The organism is Fluviicola sp., assembly GCF_039596395.1.
Lineage (GTDB): Bacteria > Bacteroidota > Bacteroidia > Flavobacteriales_D > Crocinitomicaceae > Fluviicola.
Window position 1 is genome coordinate 1,215,287 of record NZ_JBCNJT010000002.1, and the last position, 26,209, is coordinate 1,241,495.

Sequence of the window (26,209 nt, forward strand, 5' to 3'; positions counted from 1 at the left end):
ACTGTCAATCCGGCTTGGTGTTCTTGGTATTTGCAGATTGGCCGCCGACCTGGAATAAACTATAACCGATCCCGATTCCCAACCACGGTTGATTCCGGTAAACCCAATATTTGTTCGGTTCTCCATACAGGAAATCCAATCCGGTGTAAAGTCCAAATTGAACTTTGTCTACATCGAAAACCAACCCGAAATGCGGGGAGAATGACGCACAGGTAGTGGAAGAATTGACTTTTCCCCGGGTAGTAATGCTGTCGACCGGCACCGAAGCAACGGTAAATCCCGTGAGCAGGTTCATGGCGTATTTGGTAGAGCCTTTCCCGAAGGAATATTTCCATCCTGCGGATAAACCGAGGCTGATATTCCCTTCAAAGCGGAAATAACGCGGATCATTCCCCGTGCCACCATTCCCGAAACGCAATTTGGCCGGAATGGTCGGGATTCCTGCGGTAAAAGTATGCCGGGACTGAACAGGTATTTGAGGGTCAGTCAAAAAGTTGAATTGATTGATGGGAATAAGGAAGTAAACTTTGAGTTCGTGTTCCGTTGGTTCAGGCAAATTGGATGAGTTGGCATTTTTACCGTGTTTATTCTCTTCGCCGGTTGGGTAAAGAGCGGTTTTCCTGACAAATTTTTCGTTCAGTTCTTTGGAATGTGAAAACTCAGCGATGTGAATGACATAATTGGACCCGGTTATGGCTTCTACGCGAAGTAGAAAACCCATTAAAAGAATGCAGCTATTTGTGTCTCCGGGAATCGGTTCCCCCACGGCGTTGCATTCACGAGCCTTATAGTTTTGGCTCATTACAAAAGATTTTCCCAGATGGGTAGTGTCTTGCCCGAAAGTTGTAAACGCAAGAACCAGCGTAACAAAAGTAAAGATTGGTTTCATGTTGTAGTGAATAATGGTTTCGGCTTCGAAAATAACAAAGTTGCCGTTGAATAACAAGGGTATTTTTATCTGTTTTTGAAAAAGTCTGGAAACGAAAAAAGCCTCTGGAAATTTCCGAAGGCTTTTCAACTTCGTGTTACATCGGTACGGAAGGAAATCGAACTTTTGGAGGACATCAACGGTTGTTAAAAGAATGACTAACCCACTACAACAAAATTTCCCTGATTCTTTATCAGCATTACTTCCACGATTTTTTGAGCCGTCTCCGGATTTAAGTTGAGAGCATTTGTAAGGTACTCGGCAATTTCTTGCTCATCCGAACCTAAAACACCATCAGCTAAAAGAATTTCCATTACCAATGCAAATAGCGTCGGCTTGCTTTCGTCTTTGATCAAAGAAACGCTGCTGTCTATTACTTCTTTACTTCCGATTTGTTTTTGCGCTAGCATGGCAGGTTTGTAAAGATCTTCAACAACGTTGTGTCCGTTGAACATAGTCTTGAAGACGAGAAAGTTTAGTAGTTTGTCAATTTCAATTTCTGAAACATCCCCGTCAGTCGCCATACAGGAGTACATAATGGCAACCCAGGCTTCCTGTTCGTTTTTAGGAGAGTAAGAAACCGTTGAAGCTGAAGAATTGGAATTGAATAATTTATCAAAAAGTCCCATAGTAAATAGTTTATAATTAATAATGCGCTAAAAGTAGATTATTGCAATCAGTAGAACGGGTAGTTTCGGAAAGTAAAAACCCGGTTTGGGAAAGTTATTGATCTCTCTCAGAAAATAACGGCTCGCAAAAGAAGAAGGAGAAGCGGAATGAGGACAAAAAAATAGGGCTGTGCAGATCTGTTCTTACTAATTTAGAGAGATCTTTACATTCAGTTCTCACACTCACACTGTAAAAAAGCTGATGAAGAGAAATTGATAAGAGTGAAGAAGCGTGTGAGAGAAGAGGGCAATAAAAAAGCCGATGAAAAAATCATCAGCTTTTTTATTGGTACCTCGGGCCGGAATCGAACCGGCACACCCGAAAGTACAGGATTTTGAATCCAGCGCGTCTACCAGTTCCGCCACCGAGGCATTTCAATTTGCTGTCCGACTGACAGCGTCACTTACCATTGTAAGCGGGTGCAAAAATAAGGAATTATTTCAATTCAGCAAGTATATCTGAAAAAATCCTGCTTATTTAATAATCTTCAGCATCGCGCGCTCGTCTCCCTTTACCAATTCGATAAAATAAACACCGCTTGACAGATCCTGTAAATCACTGATTGTTAGTGATTGATCGTAAGCGGCATCACTGGAAATTTCCTGTGTTTTAATAAGTCTTCCCGATCCGTCGCGGATAGCTAATTTCGCTCCTGTCAAGTCTCCCTGTGTCCATTCAACCGTAATGATTGATGAGAATGGGTTCGGATAAGCGGTGATCTTATTGGTATTTACCAAATCCTGGATTCCCATCATGCTACACCCGTTCAACGTTCCCGGCATATTTGCATCGAGCCATATCAATCTCCGGTGAAACCAGTCTTTCAAACGCTGCACTTCTTCCGCATACGTTTGACTTGGAGCCTGAACTTCCGGCGTTCCGGTTGGGCTTCCCAAGTGTCCCCACGTCTGGTAATGCCAAACCTGGCTTTCATTGACAGTCTGAGCCACCGAATCAATTTTTCCGTCAATGTAGGATTCTTTCAGAATACTTCTGCGCAAATCGTCGTAGCGGCAACGTAATTCGTTAGCGAACAAAGTGTCTTGCAACAAACGGATATACCATCCCGGTGCGTTCACATCCTGATCACACTGATCGTAGATGAACTGCGACCCGTCTTCAGATCCGCTCCACATGTCTTTTTCCGCCCAGTCGAAATCCCAAACCGGACCAGCCTTCAATTTCTTGACTGTTCCGTCGGCTTTATCCTGGTCTTTCGAGAAATAGCGGCTTTTTTTGAATCCGTCGCCGTTTCGGCACACTTCATTCACAATGAAATAATCGATGAAGGAAGGAACATCGATGAAAGCACGGTAACCCAGACTCGGGTGGGTGAAATTGGAGCCGTATAAAGCATTTTCGTAATCGTCAATGAACGTTTGAATGTATGTTTTTTGCTGAAGAACGATTTCATCCGGTTTCGGATACACGTAAACCATGTGGATGTCCAGTCCCGGATAACCGATCGGACTGTGGCTCAATTGCCAGGAATTGGTGTTGTCCCAGTAATCAATTTTCAAAATGTAACCGCCCGTCAAATCGATTCCGGTAATTTCCGCCGGTTCGAGTTTATTGACATCCACCCGGTTATTATCCCGTTTGATCTTTTCTCCCAACAGGTAAATTCCCTGGTATTCCCCATTCAGAACAACATCTACCAAACGCATGCGCGTGGCGTAATTTCCCATCGAATCGAAAAGGTGAAAGGGAAGAATGTTTCGTGCAAAGGATTTGTCGTTGTAATTGGCCAGTAAAACCCAATCACTTTCGGCTGGCATGCCCAGCAAAGAGGAATCGATCGCGTTTCCGTTTACGTCCCATGTCTCAAAAGCATATGGTTTTTGCGGAAGCGACAGCGAATAATTACCGCGGTACTCAATGCCGATTTTTCCGTTGTAGTCGTTCGGGGCGTCTGTCATGTAATTGCGTACACCCTGGCCGTTGAACCGGATTTTCATGTCAGCCATCACTTTCGGATCGTTTTGGATGATGTTTCCGTTCGTATTAATTTCCACAATCGGCAGAAGCGATGAGGTAAAGGAAAAATAGCCCGCAGGATTGTTCCCGAAGGTAATGGAAAAGGAAATAACATTTCCCTGGTCGGCACCGTAATTGTCGTTTACACGCAATTTCCAGCTTCCGTTCGGGTTTTGTCCGTTGTTGACCAATCCCATTTGCCCGGAAGGTTTAAAGGTTCCTGTAAAAGGGGCCGTTCCGGAAGATAAACTGGTGGGAGCATCCGTATTCAGGCAGGTATTGGTGAAATTGTCGTCACCGCCTCCCGTATTTGAAAACAACAAACCGACTGTTCCGTCAGGAGCAACGATCCAAACCGTCAGATCGGCATCCCACGTATGCGTGAGGTTGATACAAACGGTTTCCAAACCGAAATTCGAAGTATCGATAGTCGTAGGAAGCCCCGAAACCGTTACGGGAATGTCAATTGTTGCATTGTCATTGATCGGTCCGCCGCCACCTGTGAATGTTTGACAAAATACAGAATAAGAGATGCTTAGAAATAAGCCGAGGAGCGTTTTTTTCATGTTTTTCGTAGTTCAATAACGAATGTAGTTAAAATTGGGTTAATGATTTCTTAATATTGAATTTTAACAGATCGGTGTTTGGTAGAGGCGCAAAATTTTTCGCCCCTACCAGTTAGCGTTTCTTTCGTAAATTTGGGACTTGAAAAAAACGATTTAAATGGCAAAGATCCTGATCAAAAATATTCATACACTTTACCAGGCGGGAGAAGACTTTCCGGAAATGATCTGCGGCGACGCGATGAAACATGTTCCAACTATCAAAAATGCATTTTTGGCGTTGGAAGACGGAATTATTATGGCTTACGGTTCCATGGAAGATTGGGAAGGAATTACCGACTGGCGTGGTGTGGAAGTGATCGATGCGGAGGGCCAGAGTGTGATGCCTGCTTTTTGTGATCCGCATACCCATACGGTATTTGCCCGGACACGTGAAGAAGAATTCGTAGACCGGATCAACGGACTTACTTACGAAGAAATTGCTTTGAAAGGGGGCGGAATTTTGAATTCTGCGCGCAGACTGGGCGAACTTTCGGAAGAGGAATTGTTTCAGGAAGCTTTGAAACGCGTCAATAAAATGAAAGTAAACGGAACCGGAGCTGTTGAAATCAAATCCGGGTACGGGCTTTCTGTTGAAGCAGAACTGAAAATCCTGCGGGTGATCAAACGTTTGAAGGAAGAAGCAGGAATTGCCATCAAAGCGACTTTTCTCGGGGCGCATGCTTTTCCAAAGGAATTCAAGGAAAATCACCAGGCATATATCGATTTGATCGTTCATGAAATGCTTCCGCTGATTGCAAAAGAAGGATTGGCAGATTACATCGATGTGTTCTGTGAGCGCAATTATTTTTCCGTAGAAGAAATGCAATACATCCTTTCCGAGGGAAAAAAAGTGGGGTTGATCCCGAAAGTGCACGTGAACCAATTCTCCATTATGGGCGGAGTAAAAGCTGCCGTGGAATTGGGAGCACTTTCCGTAGACCACCTCGAAGAATCGAATGACGAAGATATTGAAGTGCTCAAAGGAAGCGGCTGTATGCCGACTTTCCTCCCGGGATGTTCCCATTTTATCAGTATTCCGTACGGAAATGCACGTAAATTTATCCAGGAAAGATTACCCGTTGCGCTGGCTACGGATTACAATCCGGGAACGACTCCGTGCGACAATATGCAGCAGATTTTTTCGCTGGCATGCGTGAAAATGCGTCTCACTCCAGAAGAAGCACTGAACGCTTTGACGATCAACGCAGCCTACGCGATGGGATTGTCCAAATCGCACGGAACGATCTCACTTGGAAAGTCTACACCGGTCATTTTAACAAAACCGATAGATTCTCTGGCATATATTCCCTATGCATTCGGAGAAAATCATGTAGAGCGACTCATTTTTTAGTAACTTTGGCTTTGTTTAACTTACTGGAAACAAACGGATAATTGTTTTTTTGGATCTTAGCGCTATGTACAAAATCGGATGCTTGCTTTTTCTGCTGAACTGCTTTCAGGCCCTGGGCCAGGAAGGGGAGAAAGAGTACCAGCTATTGTGGGAAGTCAAAGCACCGCGGACGAAGAAAATCAGTTATATTTTCGGGAGTATGCATTCCAATGATCCGCGTTTGTTCAATTTCCCGGATTCGTTGTACAGTGCTTTTGCCAGTGTGGATGCAGTGGTGCTGGAAACAGACGTTACCCAAATCTACGACCAGTACGATGTGCGCCTGAATCTCTTCAATTTTGACCTGTTCGATAAGAAACGTTCTTTTGCAAGTTCCAAAAAGGCGACACAAACTGTTTACGGGTCGGAAGACGGAAGGCCGCAATTCCTGGATGCTTATTTTCAGCAAACCGGCTATTGCGGGGGCAAAGGATTTTATCAGCTGGAAACCGTCCAGGATCAGTTAAAATTGGCGGAAAACCCGGAATTGTTCAATACGAGAGCGGCAATCAACGGGTTATTCTTTACCAAAGAGGCGTTTATTCAAACGTATATCAACGGTGATATTGCTTCGCTGACCAACATGCTGAAAGCACAATTTAAAAGTTCACCGGAAGCATATGATGAATTGATCACCAAGCGAAACCAGATCATGGTGAAAGGACTGGATACCCTGATGCGCAAACGAACCGTTTTTTGTGCAATCGGCTCAGGACATTTGTACGGAACAGATGGTGTGCTGCAATTATTGAGACAGAAAGGATTCCAGGTTCGTGCGGTCAAAGCCACTTACGACAATACAACGGCAACAGCCAAAAAATTGGTTCAATCCTGGAGAACTTACGCGGTCACAGATGAAGAAAATTCCTTCCGGATGACTTTTGGCGGGAAACCGACCAAGCTTACAGACGATAATAAAGAACATTACATTTACCAGGAGTTGGGACAGGGAAATACGTTCGAATTACTCATTCACGGATCTTCCGATTATTTGGATGATCACCGCTATAACTTCCTGGAAAACGACATTGCACAAACCAAAGAATTTATATTGGACGACGGGGCAAAAGGAATCGAAGGCCTGGTTCTCGACCCGATCAAAGGGTATCAGTGGAAACGCTTCATCCAGTTTGGAGATGTCTGTTACGAACTGATCTGTTACGGCGGAAACAAATTCATGCATTCCGACCGCCCCCTGAAATTCTTCCAAAAGTTTGAAATTCTGACAGAAAAGGAGTAACCAACAAGCAGTTGTTTATTCATTTTTCGCAACCTTCAAATGAATTTATCGGATAGGAGTAATTTCGATTCACTAATTGTGAATCATGATTGAAAGAATACTTGAACCGGTCCTGCGTCAAAAATGCGAAGAAAGTAAAATCGTTGTTCTGAAAGGAGCGCGCAGAACCGGAAGGTTAACACTTGTTTCCCGGCTTTTCAATTTGGAAGATCCCAACACCGGCATCATTGACTGTTCGAATAAAAAAGAACGGAAAGCCATGAATGACCTGAAAGAGTTGAAAGCTTTCAGTCAGGATAAAAAAGTAGTCATTATCCGCGATGCACAATTGCTGGAAAACCTGCAGGAATATATCGATTTTGCTATTGAACAGGATTCCCTGGAGAACGTGTTACTGCTTTGTTCTTTCGAACCGGATTTGCACGAAGATTTGTGGGAAGCACTGCGTGAACAAGGCCTGGAATTGAATTTATTCCCGCTGTCGTACCCGGAAAGTGCCAAATTCCATGGCTTGGTTCAGGAAGATAAATCCCTGGAGCAGCGCCTGATCTACGGGTATTATCCGGAAGTAGTGGCGGAGGAAGAACAAGCCGAAAAACTGATCTCCGAGATTATCGAATCGAGTATTTTTACGCAATTGGGTGCTTCCGAGCGCATCAATAAAAAAGAAAACCTGATTAAGTTATTGCGTCATCTGGCCTTCAATATCGGAAAAGTGATTAGCTTCAACGACCTGGGTAAAAAGTGCGGACTGGATAATGAAACCGTGGAACGATACGTGAAGTTATTCGCGAAAGCCAATTTATTGGTCCTGATCTCATCTTACAACAACGGACACCGCTACGAATTGAAAAAAAGCCACGTGGTTTATTTCCTCGATAATGGAATCCGGAATGCCCTGATCCGGGCGTTTCAACCATTGGAATTCCGGAATGATGTAGAAGAGTTGTGGAAGAATTTTGTGATCAGCGAACGCTTCAAGGCCAATGAATATGCAGGAAGAAAACCGGAAGTGTTTTTCTGGCTCACGCATACCAAACAAGAGGTTGATTACCTGGAAATTACGGACGGTGAAGCTTTCGGTGCAAAAATGAGTTGGGATGATTCGAAGAAAATCAAAATTCCGGCTTCGTTCAGTGAGTTATATCCGCAGATCAAAGTAACAGGAATTACGAAGAAAACCTTCTGGACGTTCCTGCGAAAGTAGTGCACCACGAAGCACACCAGGCACACGAGGATTTTTTATCTATATGTTTAAAAAACATAAACCTCGGGCTCTTCGTGTTCCTGTAGTTTAAAAACGTGAGCGCAGCGAAACGAGATAGTTCACCACTTTGCATGCGCATCACGAAGGTTTTTATGCATTTTGATTAAAAAATAAGCTTTGTGCTCCTCTTGTCCCTCATGGTTTAAAAAACCGTGAGCGCAGTGAAACAACCAATAACCCGCTAATATCGTTTTAGCGGCATTTTCACCAAAAAATAACACAGTGATCTCGAATTTCTTCGTTATTTTCACCAAACACAGATCACAATGAAAACAAAATCAGAAATCGTAAACAACTGGCTTCCCCGTTATACCGGAGAGGAATTAAAAAATTTCGGAGAATACATTCTTATCTGCAATTTCCTGAATTACGTGGAAAAATTTGCGGATATGTACGAGGTGGATATCATTGGTAAAAACAAACCCATGCAATGCGCAACGGCTCATGGAATTACCATTATCAATTTCGGGATGGGAAGTGCTTCTGCTGCAACGGTCATGGACTTATTGTCGGCGATCAAACCCAAAGCGGTCCTTTTCCTGGGAAAATGTGGTGGTCTGAAAAACAAAAGTGAAGTCGGGGATCTGATCCTGCCGATTGCAGCTATTCGCGGAGAAGGAACGAGTAATGACTATTTCCCAACGGAAGTGCCTGCACTACCTGCCTTTGCCTTGCAAAAAGCGATTTCTACCACGATCCGTGATGCCGGTTTCGACTATTGGACAGGAACCTGCTATACAACCAACCGCAGAGTTTGGGAACACGATGATAAGTTCAAGGAATACCTGAGCAGCATTCGTGCAATGGCGATCGATATGGAAACGGCTACGATCTTCATGGTCGGGTTCGCCAATAAGATTCCGACTGGTGCATTGCTTTTGGTCAGCGATCAGCCGATGACACCGGAAGGAGTGAAAACCAGCGAAAGCGATTCGAAAGTAACCGCTGGATTTGTGGATAAACACCTGATGATCGGGATTGATTCCCTGAAACAGTTGATCAATAACGGACATACCGTGAAACACTTGCGCTTCTAGTAAAAAAATCTGTGTTCTTCTGCGCTCCTCTGCGGGAAACAATTGGTATATTCGTAAAAATCGAATCCATGCGTTTCTCTCTTCTAACTGTTGGAATCCTTCTTTTTGCAGGTTCTGTTTCAGCTCAAAGCAAATTGAAATACGTTAACCCGTTGATCGGAACTTCCAAAATGGGACATACTTTTCCCGGTGCAACAGTTCCTTTCGGATCGGTGCAGTTGAGCCCGGATACGGATACACTTTCTTACTCCGTTGACGGGAAATACAATCCGGATGTCTATAAATACTGCGCCGGTTATCAGTACGAAGATCCTACGATTGTTGGATTCAGTCACACGCACTTCAGCGGCACGGGCCATTCGGACCTGGGCGATATCCTGATAATGCCCACGAGTGGGAAATTACAGTTGAATCCCGGAACAGCTTCCAATCCGAAGAGTGGTTTTCGGTCTGCTTACAGTCATGAAAATGAAAAAGCAAGTCCGAACTATTATTCCGTGTTGTTGAATGATCACAAAATCAAAGCGGAATTGACGACGACCACCCGCGTGGGGATTCATAAATACTCGTTTTCAAATACAGATTCGGCACACATTATCCTCGACCTTGTTTCAGGCATTTACAACTATAACGGGAAGAACGTAAATACTTACGTTCGTGTGATAGATGCTTACCATTTGATCGGTTTCCGCCAAACTTCCGGTTGGGCACGTAACCGGACAGTCTATTTTGCGATCGAATTTTCCAAACCGATCAAATCCTACGGTTACGATGATTTCCAGTCGAAAAAAGTGTACCAGGGATTCTGGCGCAAGTTCAACCTGAAAGATAATTTCCCGGAAATGTCGGCCGCGCAATTGAGAGCCTTTTTTGACTTTGACCTGGATGCTTCGAAAGAGCTTCTGATGAAAGTTGCTTTGTCTTCCGTAAGTATGGAAGGTGCCGTTGAAAATATGGAGCGCGAAGCCCCGGACTGGAATTTTGACGGATATGTGAAAGCCGGAGAAACTTCCTGGGAACAGGAATTGAATAAGTTTGACGTTCAAATGGTTGATGAAGCCGATTTGACGAATTTCTATACGGCGGTCTACCATACGTGTTTGGGTCCTACGGTTTACCAGGATTACAACGGGCAGTACCGCGGTTTGGATTTTGCGAATTGGTACAATAAGGACCGGCAAGCGGTCAATTACACCACCTTCTCGCTTTGGGATACTTACAGGGCGCTACATCCTTTGTTCAACCTGGTGCAGCGCAAGCGAAATGCCAACATGGTTAATTCCATGATCGCTCATCAAAAACAAAGTGCCGAAAAGATGCTGCCGGTCTGGTCGCATTATGCCAATGAAAACTGGTGCATGATCGGTTATCATTCCGTTTCTGTTATTTCGGATGCATACAACAAAGGATTGCAGGGAATTGATTACGACCAGGCCCTGGATGCGTGTGTTCAAACTGCGCGCACCCGTTATTTTGAGGGAATTGATTCGTATATCGATCTGGGATATGTAGCGGAAGATAAAAGTGGAAGTTCGGTTTCCAAAACCCTCGAATATGCGTATGACGACTGGTGCATTGCACAATTGGCGCTCGGCCTGAAACGCATGGATATTTACGAAGAGTTCTCAAAAAGAAGTAGCAATTATAAGCATGTTTTCGATGCGTCTTCCGGGTTTATGCGTGCAAAATTGAGCTCTGGTAAATTCATTGAGAAATTCGATGCGCTGGAAACACACCAGGCAGGTTATATCGAAGGAAATGCCTGGAATTACAGTTTGTATGTTCCACACCAGGTTGACTCGATGATTGCTCTGATGGGTGGCAAAAAACAGTTTGCTTCGCACCTCGATTCCTTGTTTACCATGCAATTGGCGGATAGGTACTTCGAACACACGGAAGACATTACGCGGGAAGGAATTATGGGTTCTTACGTTCATGGAAACGAACCTTCCCACCACGTCATTTACCTGTTTAACTGGGTAGGAAGACCGGATTTGACCCAGAAATACATCCGCCAGGTATTGAGAACGAAGTACGTTGCCAAAATTGACGGTCTGAGCGGAAACGACGATTGCGGTCAGATGAGTGCGTGGTACATTTTCAGTTCACTCGGATTTTATCCCGTTTGCCCGGGTTCGGATGAATACATCCTGGGAAGTCCGCTGGTAAAGAGTGCAAAGATCAACCTGGAGAACGGTTCGGTAATTGACATCACGGCTAAGAACCAAAGTGAAAAGAATACTTATGTGAAGTCTGTTTACTGGAACGGAGTTAAACTAAAAGACTTTAAGCTGAGTTACCAGCACATTAAAAACGGTGGTAAACTGGTGTTTGAAATGACCAATAAGCCGGCAAAGACATTTTGAGAATTCAATCTTCTGTGTTAAAAGTGATTTGAGGTACCGATTTAAATCGTAAATTCAGAGCTCAAAATTACTCTCTTATGAAAAGAAGAATACTACTCTCCGGCGTATTTTTCCTTGGCGTATCTCTGTGTTCTGTGGCTTTCTCACAAGCTAACAAGCTGCCAAAAGGTACCTGGAAAATGATCTCGGAAAGCGAAATCGCTCCAAGCGGTACGCGCTACATCAAGCCGACGAAATTCTTAACCTTTAAACTGGATGTTTCCAAAATGCACCAGGTTTTGTCGCAGGCTAAGCGCATAGATGATCCGAATTACATCCCGGTTTTTATTGAACTTCCGAAACCGGATGGTACGGTCGGGTCTTATCAGGTCCATGAAAACGAAACAATGTCTCCGGGATTGGCTGCACAATTTCCTGAAATCCGTTCCTATGATGGTATAGCGATGGACAATTCGGGAGAAGTAGTGAAGTTTGACCTGACTCCACAAGGTTTCCATGCGATGACTTTGATTCCGGGAAAATCGACTGTGTTTATTGATCCGTATTCCTTTGGAGGAGGCGATATCGAACATTACGTGGTTTATTCCAGGGCAGATTATACAACGGACAAAGTATTTACATGTCAGGTAGAAGCAGAGCTTGGTACGGAAATCAAAGGTGCAAATGACGGAATTGTAAAAAGTTTCGGGAACTGTACCAAACGTACTTACCGCCTGGCTTTGGCTGCTACTGCCGAATACACGACCTTCCAGGGTGGAACCGTTGCGTTGGCACAAGCTGCACAGGTAACAACGATGAACCGCGTAAATGGTGTTTACATGCGTGATCTGGCAGTTACACTGACCATTATCCCGAACAACAACTTGTTGATCTATACGAACGCATCGACAGATCCTTATACCAACGGGAACCCGGGTTCCATGATCAATCAGAATCAAACGAATGTAACATCGGTAATCGGTTCTGCGAACTACGATATCGGTCACGTATTCGGAACGAATTCCGGAGGTTTGGCAGGTTTGGGAGTCGTTTGTAACTCCGGCCAAAAGGCGAGTGGTGTTACCGGTTCCGGTGCTCCCGTAGGTGATGCATTTGATATTGACTATGTGGCACACGAAATGGGTCACGAATTTTCAGGAAACCATAGTTTCAGAGGAAATGCTGGTTCATGCAGCGGAAATGCAAACGGTCCTACTGCTATGGAACCGGGTTCCGGTAGTTCGATCATGGCATATGCCGGAATTTGCTCTCCTCAGGATGTTCAGCCACATTCCGATGACAATTTCCATGGAGTAAACATGAACGAAATGCATATTTTCATCAACGGAAGTGGAAATTCATGTGCTGTTTCAACTCCGATTCCTGCTCAAAGTGCTCCGGTAATTTCAGGAACCGTAGGATCAGTAACGATTCCTGCAAGCACTCCTTTCGCATTGACTGCAACTGCAACAGACGCTGACGGAGACGTATTGACCTACTGCTGGGAACAGATGGACAACCAAAACTCCACGCAACCACCGGTAGGAACATCTACCAACGGGCCGAATTTCCGTTCCAGAACTCCTTCTACCAGCGGAACACGTTATTTCCCTTCGATTGCCAGCTTAATGTCGGGCGGGCCGTTTACCTGGGAAGTACTTCCTACGGTAAGCAGAACTATGAACTTCCGTTGTACGGTCAGAGATAATGAAGCAAACGGTGGTTGTAACGATCATGCTGATCTGGTGATCACAACAACAGCATCGGCAGGGCCTTTTATCGTGAATTACCCGACAGCTTCAGGAATTTCCTGGCCGGGGAACTCCACACAAACAGTAACGTGGTCGGTAGCCAATACAAACGTTGCACCGGTTGCCTGTGCAAATGTAGACGTCATGATTTCTACAGACGGCGGGGCTACTTTTTCCGTAATTGCGAATGATGTTCCGAATGACGGATCGCAGGTGATTACCGTACCAAATACTGCTACAACAACTGCGATCATCATGGTGATGTGTGAAAACGGAACATTCTTCGACGTTTCAAACAATGTATTCGCTATTACAGCAGCAACAAACGATTATACGCTGAACTTCCAGAACTCCACAGTATCGGCTTGTCAGGGAACTGACGCCGTATTTACGGTAGTGGTAGGTCAAATCGGTTCGTACTCAGATCCGGTAACTTTATCTGCAACAGGTAACCCGGCAGGAACAACCGTAACATTTACGCCGAACCCTGCAACTCCGGGAACAAATGCTACGATGACGATTTCCAATACAGCGGGAGCAACTCCGGGAACATATTCTTTAACGGCAAACGGAACGTCTACTTCCGGAGCACATTTTGCAAACGGAACGGTTCTGATTTCTACGAGCGGTGTAGTTGCTGCTACTTTAACAAGTCCGGCAAACGCTGCAACAAGTGTTCCTGTGAGCCCGAACATGACCTGGACAAACCCGGGTGTTGGTGTTCAGTATAACATTACTATCGCTTCAGATGCCGGATTCACAACAGTTGTAGAAAGTGCAACGGGATTAACTTCTCCGAACTATACAGCCACTTTGTTAAGTCCGGCAACAACTTATTACTGGAAAGTCGAAACATTGAATTCCTGCTCTGCTCCTGCAGCATCTGCAACATTCTCGTTTACGACTGCTTCCTGTATGACGTTTAACGCTACAAACGTACCGGTAACCATTTCCGCTTCGGGAACACCGACTGTAACTTCTACTTTGTCTATTGCAGCTGGAGGAACGATCAACGATCTGGATGTAGTGAATTTAGCGGGAACGCATTCCTGGATCAATGACCTCACTGTAACGTTGACAAGTCCGGCAGGAACGGTGGTTACTCTATGGGATCAAATCTGCGATGATGAAGATAACTTCAATGTAAACTTCGACGATGAAGCTGCTCCGGGAGCACTGCCTTGTCCTCCTGTTGGTGGCGGAACTTACCAGGCGCAGGATTTACTAAGTGCTTTTGATGGTGAAAATATGAGTGGAGTATGGACCTTAACGATTTCGGATGCTGTTAACCAGGATGGAGGATCTTTGAGTTCATGGGGACTTCAGATTTGTTACACTCCGGCAGCACCTTGTACTCCACCAACTGCAGCAACTATCGGTGGGTCAACTACAATTTGCCCGGGAGGATCAACTACTTTGTCTGTAACTGCAGGAACATTGAATGATGCAACGAACTGGCAATGGTATTCCGGATCTTGTGGCGGAACGGCTGTAGGTTCAGGAACATCCATCAACGTTTCCACAGCGGGAACTTACTTTGTAAGAGGTGAAGGAGGTTGTGTAACCGGGGGAACTTGTACTTCTGTAGCGGTTACCCAAACAACATTGAACCTGAATACAACAGTTGCCGGAACAACGATCTCTTCTGCGCAGGGAACTGCAACTTACCAGTGGATCAACTGTACGACAAATACACCGATCTCAGGAGCGAATGGTCAGTCATACATTGCAACTGCAAACGGATCCTATGCGGTAATTGTTACCAGAAATGGTTGTACGGATACCAGTGCGTGTGTGAACATCACGAATCTGGGAATCGACGATCTGAATTTTGAAGATGTTTCGGTTTACCCGAACCCTACGAATGGAAAAATCACGGTTTCATTTAACAAAGAAGTGAACCTGAAATCATTTGTGATCCGCGATGTGACCGGAAGATTGATCCGCGAAGAGAAACCGCAGACAACGAGCGGAATTACCTTCGATATTTCTACGGAAGCTCAGGGAGTTTACTTCCTGAATATTGAAGTAGGTGGGTCAATTCAGTCCTTCAAATTGATTAAGAACTAATAATTAGCTGAATAAAGAAATCCCCGATACCAGTGAGGTGTCGGGGATTTTTGTTTGATATAACTCTTTTGAGGATCGGCGGTTCGTTAAAGCGCGAATTCCAATCAACCTGGTAGGTTAGCCCTGTATCGCGGCAAGAATAGCCGTGAGTTTGTTCTCATCCGGAAGCAGCAATGTTTCTTCGAAAGCCGTTCCCGATTCGACCGTAACTTTGGATGTTCCGGAAAAATGAATGGCATCCACTCCGGTTGCTTTGAGTTCGGGGATCAATTCTTCACTCACGCCGCCGCCGGCCATGATCTCAATGCGTCCGTTTGCATACGAAACAAGCTCTTTGAGGCGATGCATGCCATGTGCGACACTCAGATCGGAACCGCTGGTTAAAATGTGCTTAAAACCCAGTTTAATGAGTTGGTCCATTGCCGTTTTCCAATCAGCTACATGATCGAAGGCCCGGTGAAAGGTGAAATCGACATTTGGAGCGGTGCGTTTCCAGGTTTCAAGTGCTTCCAGGTTCAATTTGAAATCTTTCGTTAAAGCTCCGACAACCAAACCGGTAATTCCTGAATCTTTCAGTTCCAGGATCTGGTCACGCATCACCACGATCTCATCGTAGTTGTAAACGAAACCGCCCGCGCGAACGCGGATCAATGCATGCTGTTCCAGGTGAAAGGTATTGTGGATCCAGGAAACCATGGCTTTCGACGGCGTGAGTCCGCCTTGCTCCAGTGCAATGCAGGTTTCAATGCGGTCTATCGGTTGTTTGCTGACAATACGTGCAGCTTCCAGGGTTCCTGTACAAATTTCTATTTTCATTTGGTCAGAATAATTTCGTTGATAAATGTCCACGGTGTAAAACCTGCGCCGGTTTGCCCGGGAGGAATCAATTCTTTATTGAAGATCGATACCTTCACGTAACGCGCTTTCATTTTTTTCTTCAATTGGATGAGGTCGCCGGTCAATTTCGATTTTTTAGCCGTTTTGAATTTCCTGCCGTCTTTGCTGAGTTGAATGACAAACCTTTCCGGGCGATAGATCCACGATCCCGGATCATTCAGTGTTTCGATTTGAATAGCGGTGAAAGAAGTCAGTTCTTCCAGGTCGAGTGTAAATCTGATCGTGTCATTATTGAATCCGAGCCACTCGTTTCCTTTCCACGGTTTCTTTCCTACAACGCCATCCGTTAACCCGAAATCACCGTTGTGATTGTATTTTTCATGCGGTTCGGTATCAAAGCGGATGCGTTTTCCCAGGGCCAGGTGCGAAGTAAAGGTATAGTCGCATACCCGCAATTCCTGGTCGCCGATATTGGAATGAACGATGAAACGGTGTTCCTGCACCTGATCCGTCCGCCCGATAGTGATCCCGGTGACGATTTCATTATTAACGGTAAAAACAACATCCTCTACCGGTTTGATCAAATCAAAGCCGACACCCTTTTGGGAAGGCCGGATCTCCAGTTTCGGGTCCAGGAAGGAAGTGGAATACCGCACACCGTCGTTGCGCAACTGTGCCAGGTAGTTTGCGGACAATGCTTCCACGAAATCCGCGTAGGGAACTTTGCTTTTATTCCACAACACTTCCGCCATGGCAACCAGTCTTGGGAATGCACTGTATTCAACAGCCTGGATAGTGGGCAGGTATTCCGTCCAGAGATTAGCCTGTCCGCCCAAAATGTAGCGTTTGTATTCATCGTCCAATCCTTTGACCGGATCGAATTGATAGACTTTCTCCAAAGGAAGATACCCACCGATTGCTAATGGCTCCGAAGGATGCCCGCTCTGGTAATAATCAAAATAACAATAGGAAGTCGGAGTCATGACTACCTGGTGTTTCAATTTGGCAGCTGCAATTCCGCCTTCCATTCCCTGCCACGACATCACTTGCGCATTCGGAGCGAGCCCGCCTTCCAGGATTTCATCCCAACCGATAATGGTACGTCCTTTTGAGTTCACGTAGTTTTCGATGTCGCGGATGAAAAAGCTCTGCAGTTCATGGCTGTTGTTCAGGTGATTTTCTGTCATTACCGCTTTACATTTCGGGCATTTCTCCCAGTTGACCTTCGGGCATTCGTCGCCGCCGATGTGGATGACCTGCGAAGGGAAAATGTCGATGATTTCGTCGAGTACATCTTTCAGGAATGAACGTGTTTTCTCCTGGCTGCAGAAGACATCGTCGAAAACGCCCCAGGTACCAACTACCGGAATCTGCTTTTCCGTGCAGCTAAGTTCCGGGTATGCAGCAATAGCCGCACTGGCATGTCCGGGCATTTCTATTTCAGGGATGATTTCAATTCCGCGAATACGTGCATATTCCACCAATATCTTCGCTTCTTCCTGCGTGTAAAAACCACCGTATTTCGTATGATCCCATTCTGCGGGTTGCTTGCTGAAATGACCGATCAGTGTACTGTCTCTCCACGCTCCGACGCTTGTCAGTTTCGGGTATTTTTTAATCTCGATCCGCCAGCCCTGGTCGTCTGTCAAATGCCAGTGGAACCGGTTGAACTTGAGTTTTGCCAGCTGGTCTATGAATTTCATCAGTTCCCGGATGGAGAAAAAGTGACGGCTGCAATCCAGGTGAACACCTCTGTAAGCATACGTGGGTTGATCGGAAATGCGGACACCGGCAATATCTTTCGGATTTTGAATCAGCTGGTTCAGGGTTTGAAAGGCATTCCGCAAACTTTCCGTACTGCTGTATTCAATATCGATCCCCGAATTGTTTACCGCAAGCTGGTACCCTTCGGTATACACAAAGGTCTGGATCTGCTTCAGGCGAATGGTGGCATCCTTCGCTGAACTCAATTCCAGGTGGATGAATTGTCTTCCGAACAATTGCTGCAAATAGGGAAACAGTTCGGAGGGAATTTGTGCTTTGTCGACCAGTAAACGGCCGTTGAACACGAATTTATCTGCCGTTTGTTCCACGTTGGATGGCTGTGGGAATACGAGGCTGTGCTGAGCTGATAATTGGGTTGTAAAAAAGAACAACAAACCAACAAGCGTAATTTTCATAAAGATCAAAGTTTAATTCCTACGAGGATGATGTCGTCAATTTGAGGGAAAGAACCTTTCCAGTTCTGAAGGCTCGTTTGCAGGATCGCCTCCTGTTCTCTTGCCGACAGGTGGGTAATTTCCAGCAATAATTGCTTCAGGTTCTTGGTCATGAACTTTTTGTTGCGTTCGCCGCCAAACTGGTCGGGGTATCCGTCTGAGAATAAATAAATAGAATCTCCTTTTTGGAGCGGAATAGTGATTTCATTGAATTCAAAGTCGGAATAATTGTTTCCGCCGATGGACATTTTATCCGGAGCATACTGGATCAGTTCTTTATTGCGGATCAGCCAAAGCGGCCTGTTGGCCCCGGCATATTTTACGCTGCTCAAGTCCTTCTCGAAAATACAGATTGCCGTATCCATCCCGTCTTTGTTCTTAACGGTTTCCAGGTCCTGTTTCAATGATTCAATGATGAATTTATTGACATGATTGAGAATCTGGGAAGAGCTCTCAATGCGTTTTTCCAGGATAGCATAATTCAGCCCGTCAATTCCCATCATGCTCATAAAAGCGCCCGGAATTCCGTGGCCGGTACAATCCGAAACGGCAAAAATCTTCTTTCCGCTGTCTGTTTCGGTGAACCAGTAAAAATCGCCGCTCACGATATCGCGGGGAAGGTACATCACGAAAAACTCCGGGAATGATTGCTGGATGGTTTCCACCTGGGGAAGCCGTGCCTGCTGGATTTGCAGCGCGTATTCGATGCTGTCGGAAATGTCTTTGTTCTTGGATTCAATTTCCTGGTAAGCCTTTGCAATGAGTTGATTGTCCTTCTTTTTGCGCAGGAAGGAACGGTAAATGAAGAATCCAAACAGGAAGAGGAAGAAAATAATGACGATCAGGAAGATCTTGAAATTGCGTTCGCGGTCTAAACGTGCATCCGATAGTTTTTGTTCCTGTTCCAGGGATTTGATCTGTAGCTTGTTTTGTTCGTACTCCAGTTTCGCTGCCATTTCCTGGATGTAATCGCGGTTATTGCGCGCATTCACCGAATCATTGGTTTCCGCATAAAGCTCCATGTAATCATATGCTTTCCCGGGATTGTTTTGAGCGCGGTAGATCCTGGATGCCAGATAATACCCTTCTGCCAGTTCCGGTGGAAAATTATGGTCTTTTCCCAATGCGATCACTTTTTCAAAAAGCGGCAGTGCTTCGGATAATTTTCCCTGGTCGTTTTTCACTTTTCCAAGACCGAGATAACCCAGGCACAGGTTATAGGATTCATTCGGAACTTTTACCAGGATGCCGATTCCGTCATTGTATTCCTTTTCAGCTTCAGACAAACGTTTCAATTCATAATTGAGCAGGCCGGTTGTGATATGGATGGTCCCGATGGCATCCGGAAACCGGTATTTTTTTGCCAGGGCAATCGATTTCTCACAAGCTTTCAGACCTTTCTCGTATTGTTCGGAAGTCAGATACAGGTTCGCGAGATCATCGTAATTGATAATGATGCGTTTCTTGTTGTCAATTTTAATATTGAGATTCAGGGATTTGAGTAAATAGTCTTCGGAAAGTTCGTATTTCTTTTGTCCGAGGTAAATCCACCCGATATTGCGGTAACATTCGGCAATTTGCGCCTTGTTTTTGGTCTTTTGGAAATTCTTCAGTGCATCGATGTAGTATTCGGAAGCGTGCGTGTAATCACCCGAAAACCAATACAAATTCCCCATGGTGTTCTGCGCGCGTCCGATGAGCTCTTTGTCTTTCGTTGCTTCTGCAATCTGCATGGCTTCCGTGGTGAGCTTGAAAGCTTTTTTATAGTCGGAATGGGCAATTGGCTGGGCGGCATTTAATAATTTCAATACGGCAATACTGTCGCCGGCAGTTGATTTTTTATCGGAACCGGAGATTTTTTTTCCTGCGGGCTCGTCTGTAACATCTGTCTTTTCTACCGGGTCAATGAGGTTGAATAATTCGATAGGTGAAGCCGGTCTTGGGGTGGTATTGTTCCGGATATCCAGCTCAGATTTAGGAATTTCGTAAGAAAATGCATCGGATTGGAACACCCAAAGTAATGTAATCACCAATACTATTCCTTTTCGAAGGATCATCTGTTTTTATTATTTGCGTCACAAATTAAGTATTTATATTTAACCATTCGTTTAAAATTACTTGGTTTTCATGAAAGCATCGATTGGATTTAGTGTTTTGGTTGCGGTATTTTGTGGGTTGCACGCTTTTGGTCAGAAGAAAATTTTAGGACCGGATGTCTACAATTCCTGGAACAGAGTGGGTGATGTACAACTTTCCCAGGACGGAAAGTTCAGTGTGTATTCGATAAAGCCGTATCGTGGAGATGGTTTTTTGTATTTCGTAAACCTGGAAACGGGGAAGAAAGATTCTGTTGCTCGCGGATATGAGCCTAAAATAGACGAAAACGGCAGCTATGTGGTCTTTAAGATCCATCCGGGATTTGACACGCTGCGTAAAGCGGAACTTGCAAAGATGAACAAGGAAAAATGGCCGAAAGATTCTTTGGGGATCTGGTACTTGTCGAATGGTTCGCTGAAGAAATACGACCAGTTGAAGGAATTCAAGCTTTCTGAAAAAGGCAATGCACTGGCTTTTGTTTCCAACAAGAACGAATGGCCGAAAGGATATCTCAGTAAAAAAGAAACGAAAAAGGAAGCGAAACGGGAGAAGAAGAAAGGAAAAGTAAAAACGGACGGGAAATTACTGACCCTGATTGATCCTGTTTCCAAAGAAAAGAAGTGCTTCCGGCATGTGACACAGTTCGAATTGAGTAAAGACGGAAAGTATGCTGTTTTCATTCAGCAGGAGAAATTCAAGAAAGATTCGGTGCGTTTGGGAATCTACGATTTCACGAAAAAGGAAGTCTGGAGTGATCAAAAGCGCGTTTCGGAATATGCAGGAATTACGTTCTCCGGGAAGAATAATACACTACTTGGACTGGCAACGGTGGATACGGCTTCCAATAAACGCTGGTCCTTATTTACGATCAACCCGGAGACAAAAGCGTTTAAGCAATTGATCGATACATCCATGCAGTTTGAGAATAACGAGGTGTTGTCTTCCAATTTCAAACCGTATCTGAATAATAACGATGCAGATGTGTTTTTCGGAGTGGCTGACCGTCCGGAAAAACCGTTCAAAGACACGTTGCTGGAAACAGAAAAGTCGAAAGTGGATTTGTGGCACTGGAAAGACAAGCGCCTGCAACCACAGCAATTGGTGGAATTGAAACGCGATCAGAGCCGGACCAACCTGGCCGTTTATCACCTGAATTCCGGACAGGCAGTTGTACTTGGAAACGACAGTTTATACCTGCAAGCTTCCGAACGCTTCAACCAAGAATACATTTTAGCGAGTTGCGATGAAGCTTACCGTTACCAGACCTGGAATACCATGAACCCGACCAATTACTACCTGATCCGGGTTTCTGACGGAAAGCTTTCTGCATTAAGAGAGAAAGTGTATACGAGAGGATATTTATCCCCGAATGGGAAGCAATTTGTATTCTGGAACCAGCGCACGAAAGAATATTACCTGATGGATACGGATTCCCAGGTGGAAGCATGCATTACCTGCAGCTGGAATGGGAATTTCTTTGAAGACAAGAACGGAATGATCGAAGAGGACGATCCGATGGGAATCATCGGTTGGGGGCCAAACGACCGCACGATTTTCGTCCAGGCGGAAAAAGACATTCTTACTTACGATGTGGCTTCCAGACAACTGCGTTCCTTCACGAACTATCTGCAAAGCTCGGAGCAGGACACGAATTACAATTATTCGCTCTATAACCTGAATGCCGATTCCGTATACTTTTACCCGGAAAACCTGGTGTTGACACGTTTCAGCAAACTAACGAAAATGATGGATGTGTACCGCGTGAATGAAGCAGCCGGTAAAGCTCCCTTCGAACTGATCTCTGGTTCCGGGCACAATTACTTCGGGTTTATCAAGGCGAAGAAAAGCAACCGTATCATTTTCAACCGTTCTTCGAACAGTGATTTCCCGGATTTGTTTGCCACAACGAAACCAGGTGATGAGATTTCCCGCATTTCGGTAGCAAATCCGCAGCAAAGCCAATACAACTGGTCTACGGTAGAATTGATCAAATGGAACAGCTATTCCGGAATTCCGCTGGAGGGATTGGTGTATAAACCGGAGAATTTTGATCCGAACCAGGAATACCCGTTGTTGGTTTATTATTACGAAATGTACTCGGATGAAATTCACAATCACTATGCTCCGAAACCAACCGCTTCGATTATTTTCCCGACGGAATACGCTTCTGCCGGTTATGTGGTTTTCATCCCGAATATCCGCTATACGGCAGGGCATCCTGCAAACAGCGCTTATGATTGTATTTTGAGCGGAACGGATGCGGTTTTGAAAAAGTATCCGAACATTGATTCCAAACGAATGGGATTGCAGGGACAAAGCTGGGGAGGTTACCAAACAGCGCAATTAATCACCATGACCGATCGCTTTGCAGCTGCGATGGCCGGAGCACCGGTTGGGAACATGTTCTCCGCTTACGGTGGAATCCGTTGGGGATCCGGGTACAGCCGCCAGTTCCAGTACGAACACTCTCAGAGCCGCATCGGGAAAACCATTTGGGACTCACCGGAATTGTACGTGGAGAACAGCCCGATATTCGGCCTGCCAAAAGTGAAAACACCGTTGCTGATCATGCACAACGACGAAGACGGCGCCGTTCCGTGGTACCAGGGAATTGAATTGTATACCGGTTTACGCCGATTGCAAAAACCTGTTTGGCTGCTGAACTATAACGGGGATGACCACAACCTGATGAAACCTGCAAACAGGATGGATTTGAGCATCCGCATGCGCCAGTTCTTCGATTATTACCTGTTGAATAAACCGGAACCATTGTGGTTGAAGGAGGGGATTCCTGCGATCCAGAAGGGGAAGAATTACAAATATGAATTGACGGAATAAAAAAAGGGCACTTCGATTACGTTCAGTGACCTTTAAAAGAATATTATAAGCAGGCTGAGCGGAGTCGAAGCCTAAATAAACACCGTTTCCTCGGTTGTTTCTTCCTGTTCAACTTTGATGATGCCGTTTCCCACGGCACCACCCAAGCTTGCTTTTATTTTAAATACGGCGACGCCACACTGCCCCAACTGATAGATATCGTTGTAATTGAATGTGGCCTCACCCTGCTCATTAGTCGTTGCTACTTTCGGGTCACGGATTGCTCCGTGATTGGGATTCCCGGAACCTCCTGTATCTTCCCCGATTAATTCCACCGTTGCACCTGCTACCCGACTGTTATTTTGATCCATCACATAGATCTTTGCAATCGTATCTTCTTTCTTGCGGCAAGAGCCGATAGTGATGATTGCTGCACCTATTCCCAAAATCAACATTGAACGTGATAACATAACAAACTGGTTTAATACTGCAATGTCAACTATAAATAGGGATTAGCGCTTTTGAAATGAATAAAAGCGTGTTGCGGATGTTCCTTTTTGAATTTTGCGTGAATAAAAAACCCCGGCGTTCTTGTGAAGCCGGGGTTATCTTATCTGAGATTCAGCAATTACTGAATAAATACCGTTTCCTGGTTTTCTTTTTCTTCTTCGATCTTGATGATCGCTTCACCGGTAAGTGCATCTTTTCTTGCTTCGATATTCAGCACCGCTACACCGGCCTGACCCAATTGGTAAACATCATTGAAGTTGAAAGAAGCAACACCTGAAGCATCGCTCAAAGTTGTATCAAAAAGAACAACCGGCGGTGAATTCGGAACGGTTGATTCTCCTTTCAGTACAACCTGCGCACCTGCTACGCGTGAATTGTTAGCATCCAGCACGTAAATTAAAGCAGTCGTGTCTTTTTTCTTTCTACAACCTGTAGATGAGAAGACCACACCCATACCCAAAACAAGTGCTCCGAAAAATGCTGTTTTAATAAGTGTATTCATGTTATTATGGTATAATTACGGTGATTACGTTAGTGATATTCTTTCTGCAACGGATGTATCCGGATCCTTGTACCTGGTCCTTTTTAGCCAATACATCGAAGTAACCTACCGTTTCTTTCTTTCCGAGTTTTGCGTAAAAATCTTCCATATCGAAGTAGGCAAAGCCGGATGAATTTGTTTGAACGGTATCTACATATTCAGGAGTTGGCGGATCGGAGTTCACATCTGCAATGATGATCACTTTCGCATTACTAACCAATTGATTGTCTGATGAACGTACAAAAACTTTTAATACAGATGGGTCTTTCTTACAGGAAGACAATACGATAAGTATCGACATCAAGGAGAAATATCCAATATTGCGTACCATTTTGTTCATAGTGTTGTTTTTATTTCGATGTAAATATAATCTTTTTGCGTTTATAATCTGATTCTCTACAATTTCGTAACTTCGTTGCTCGAAAAAGTATGTTTTTAAACATCAAATTAAAAGAAAAAGTTACATTTCCCGTAATTTTTTTTGAGATAGACGTTTAGAAAGTAAAAAGGTTGTAAAAAAAGAATGAAAGAGCAAATCGCTGCAGCTAAGGAAGCTATCGAAAATTATGCCGTCACAGATCTCAATTCTGTAGAAGCGTTCCGTATTCACTTTTTGGGTTCCAAAGGAGAATTGAAGAACCTTTTCGGGGAGTTGAAAAACGTTCCGAACGAGGAGAAGAAGGAAGTAGGGCAGCTTTTGAATGGCTTGAGAATCCTGGCGGAAGAAAAATGGATGCTTTCCAAAGAGAGCCTGGAAAATGTACAAGGTGCAGATTCCGATGTGGATGTAACCAGACCGGCAGAACCGGTTCCTTTCGGGGCAAGACATCCGCTTTCCATTGTTCGCAGCGAGATCATCGCGATATTTGAACGCATCGGTTATTCGGTTTCTGAAGGACCGGAAATCGAGGACGATTGGCATAATTTCTCGGCATTGAACTTCCCGCCGGAACACCCGGCAAGAGATATGCAGGATACCTTCTTCATTGAAAAAGGAGAACGCGAAATGGCTTTGAGAACGCACACATCATCGGTACAGGTGCGTGTGATGGAATCTTCCACACCGCCGATCCGGACCATTTCGCCGGGAAGGGTTTACCGCAACGAGGCAATCTCTGCCCGTGCGCATTGTTTCTTTCACCAGGTGGAAGGATTGTACATCGATAAGAATGTTTCTTTTGCCGACCTGAAGCAAACGCTGGACTATTTCGCCAAATCCTTATTCGGGGATAAGGCAAAGATCCGTATGCGCCCGTCTTATTTCCCGTTTACGGAACCAAGTGCGGAAGTGGATGTTTCCTGTACGATCTGTAACGGGAAAGGATGCAACGTGTGTAAATACACCGGCTGGCTCGAAATTTTGGGTTGCGGAATGGTAGATCCGAACGTATTGGAAGCTTCCGGGATCGATTCGGAAACGTATACAGGTTTTGCTTTCGGAATGGGAGTTGAGCGCATTGCCCAGTTGAAATTCCGGGTGAACGATTTGCGATTGTACTCGGAAAACGACGTGCGCTTCCTGAAACAATTTAAAGGAGTGAATTTCTGATGGGACTTTTTTCAAGCAAACAGAAGGCCGAATTTCCATGGGTGAAATTGACGAGCTCTGAACAATTACACGAACTGTTGAAATCTTCGGAAACGAAGCCGGTTTTATTCTTCAAGCACAGTACGCGCTGCAGCATTTCTTCCATGGCGCTCAACCGTTTTGAGAATAACATGGACCCGGAAAGAGCAACCTGCGTTTACCTGGATTTATTGGCGTATCGTTCATTGTCGAACGAAATTGCAGCGCTCACGAAGGTAGAGCACCAATCTCCGCAGGCTATTTTAATCAGTAATCACGAAGTCATTTATACGGAAACACACAACGGAATAAGTGCAACAGATATTTTGAAACTCATTTAAT

18 protein-coding genes and 1 tRNA gene are annotated in these 26,209 nt (G+C 44.9%); 9 read left to right on the forward strand and 10 right to left on the reverse strand.

Translation table 11 applies throughout. From position 1 onward, the window contains the following. Positions 1-4 precede the first annotated feature (4 nt). From ABDW02_RS14170 to ABDW02_RS14185, 4 genes are all read right to left on the reverse strand, one after another. Positions 5-889 carry a hypothetical protein gene (locus ABDW02_RS14170; RefSeq protein WP_343635522.1) on the reverse strand — a complete coding sequence of 295 codons (885 nt, stop codon included), beginning with the start codon at positions 887-889 and terminating at the stop codon, positions 5-7. A 197-nt stretch (positions 890-1,086) separates the two neighbouring features. After that, positions 1,087-1,557, reverse strand: coding sequence for a TerB family tellurite resistance protein (locus tag ABDW02_RS14175; RefSeq protein ID WP_343635524.1), 471 nt, complete (start codon positions 1,555-1,557; stop codon positions 1,087-1,089). A gap of 326 nt (positions 1,558-1,883) precedes the next feature. After that, positions 1,884-1,968: transfer RNA gene (locus ABDW02_RS14180), tRNA-Leu, on the reverse strand. A 102-nt stretch (positions 1,969-2,070) separates the two neighbouring features. Further along, positions 2,071-4,140 (reverse strand): CotH kinase family protein, encoded by a 2,070-nt coding sequence (locus ABDW02_RS14185; RefSeq protein WP_343635526.1) that lies wholly within the window; start codon positions 4,138-4,140, stop codon positions 2,071-2,073. A gap of 157 nt (positions 4,141-4,297) precedes the next feature. Here ABDW02_RS14185 and hutI point away from each other — a divergent pair, with 157 nt between their 5' ends. From hutI to ABDW02_RS14215, 6 genes are all read left to right on the forward strand, one after another. Continuing rightward, positions 4,298-5,530 carry an imidazolonepropionase gene (hutI, locus tag ABDW02_RS14190; protein ID WP_343635528.1) on the forward strand — a complete coding sequence of 411 codons (1,233 nt, stop codon included), beginning with the start codon at positions 4,298-4,300 and terminating at the stop codon, positions 5,528-5,530. A gap of 64 nt (positions 5,531-5,594) precedes the next feature. Continuing rightward, the gene (locus ABDW02_RS14195) at positions 5,595-6,809 is read left to right on the forward strand and encodes a TraB/GumN family protein (RefSeq protein WP_343635530.1); all 1,215 of its coding nucleotides are present in this window, start codon (positions 5,595-5,597) and stop codon (positions 6,807-6,809) included. 85 nt (positions 6,810-6,894) lie between these two features. Further along, entirely contained in the window at positions 6,895-8,016 is a 1,122-nt protein-coding gene (locus ABDW02_RS14200; protein ID WP_343635532.1) for a DUF4143 domain-containing protein, read from the forward strand. A 326-nt stretch (positions 8,017-8,342) separates the two neighbouring features. Further along, on the forward strand, positions 8,343-9,113 hold the full coding sequence (locus ABDW02_RS14205) for an AMP nucleosidase (RefSeq protein WP_343635534.1): 771 nt from the start codon (positions 8,343-8,345) through the stop codon (positions 9,111-9,113). A 68-nt stretch (positions 9,114-9,181) separates the two neighbouring features. Continuing rightward, positions 9,182-11,479, forward strand: coding sequence for a GH92 family glycosyl hydrolase (locus tag ABDW02_RS14210; protein WP_343635536.1), 2,298 nt, complete (start codon positions 9,182-9,184; stop codon positions 11,477-11,479). Between the two features lie 77 nt (positions 11,480-11,556). Then, a complete protein-coding gene (locus tag ABDW02_RS14215; RefSeq protein ID WP_343635538.1) occupies positions 11,557-15,279 on the forward strand; it encodes a reprolysin-like metallopeptidase in 3,723 nt (1,240 codons plus the stop codon). A 117-nt stretch (positions 15,280-15,396) separates the two neighbouring features. Here ABDW02_RS14215 and ABDW02_RS14220 read toward each other — a convergent pair whose 3' ends face one another. Genes ABDW02_RS14220 through ABDW02_RS14230 form a run of 3 tightly spaced genes read right to left on the reverse strand, consistent with a single transcriptional unit; the run spans position 15,397 to position 20,392 of the window. Beyond that, the gene (locus ABDW02_RS14220) at positions 15,397-16,095 is read right to left on the reverse strand and encodes a copper homeostasis protein CutC (protein WP_343635540.1); all 699 of its coding nucleotides are present in this window, start codon (positions 16,093-16,095) and stop codon (positions 15,397-15,399) included. Next, positions 16,092-18,296 (reverse strand): family 20 glycosylhydrolase, encoded by a 2,205-nt coding sequence (locus tag ABDW02_RS14225; RefSeq protein ID WP_343635542.1) that lies wholly within the window; start codon positions 18,294-18,296, stop codon positions 16,092-16,094. The genes ABDW02_RS14220 and ABDW02_RS14225 overlap by 4 nt, the downstream gene beginning before the upstream one ends. A 5-nt stretch (positions 18,297-18,301) precedes the next feature. Continuing rightward, positions 18,302-20,392, reverse strand: a complete 2,091-nt coding sequence (locus ABDW02_RS14230) for a tetratricopeptide repeat protein (RefSeq protein WP_343635544.1) — start codon at positions 20,390-20,392, stop codon at positions 18,302-18,304. 70 nt (positions 20,393-20,462) lie between these two features. Here ABDW02_RS14230 and ABDW02_RS14235 point away from each other — a divergent pair, with 70 nt between their 5' ends. Then, positions 20,463-23,270 carry a prolyl oligopeptidase family serine peptidase gene (locus ABDW02_RS14235; RefSeq protein WP_343635546.1) on the forward strand — a complete coding sequence of 936 codons (2,808 nt, stop codon included), beginning with the start codon at positions 20,463-20,465 and terminating at the stop codon, positions 23,268-23,270. Positions 23,271-23,341: 71 nt separating this feature from the next. Here the strand turns inward: ABDW02_RS14235 and ABDW02_RS14240 are convergent, their stop codons facing one another. From ABDW02_RS14240 to ABDW02_RS14250, 3 genes are all read right to left on the reverse strand, one after another. Then, on the reverse strand, positions 23,342-23,719 hold the full coding sequence (locus ABDW02_RS14240) for a hypothetical protein (RefSeq protein WP_343635548.1): 378 nt from the start codon (positions 23,717-23,719) through the stop codon (positions 23,342-23,344). A 158-nt stretch (positions 23,720-23,877) separates the two neighbouring features. Then, positions 23,878-24,261 carry a hypothetical protein gene (locus ABDW02_RS14245; RefSeq protein ID WP_343635550.1) on the reverse strand — a complete coding sequence of 128 codons (384 nt, stop codon included), beginning with the start codon at positions 24,259-24,261 and terminating at the stop codon, positions 23,878-23,880. Between the two features lie 4 nt (positions 24,262-24,265). After that, positions 24,266-24,640 (reverse strand): hypothetical protein, encoded by a 375-nt coding sequence (locus tag ABDW02_RS14250; RefSeq protein WP_343635552.1) that lies wholly within the window; start codon positions 24,638-24,640, stop codon positions 24,266-24,268. Between the two features lie 183 nt (positions 24,641-24,823). Here ABDW02_RS14250 and pheS point away from each other — a divergent pair, with 183 nt between their 5' ends. Beyond that, entirely contained in the window at positions 24,824-25,849 is a 1,026-nt protein-coding gene (gene pheS / locus ABDW02_RS14255) for a phenylalanine--tRNA ligase subunit alpha (protein WP_343635554.1), read from the forward strand. Then, positions 25,849-26,208: a bacillithiol system redox-active protein YtxJ gene (gene ytxJ, locus ABDW02_RS14260; RefSeq protein WP_343635556.1), complete on the forward strand. Its 360-nt coding sequence runs from the start codon at positions 25,849-25,851 to the stop codon at positions 26,206-26,208. Before pheS ends, ytxJ begins: the two co-directional genes overlap by 1 nt. Position 26,209: the final 1 nt, after the last annotated feature.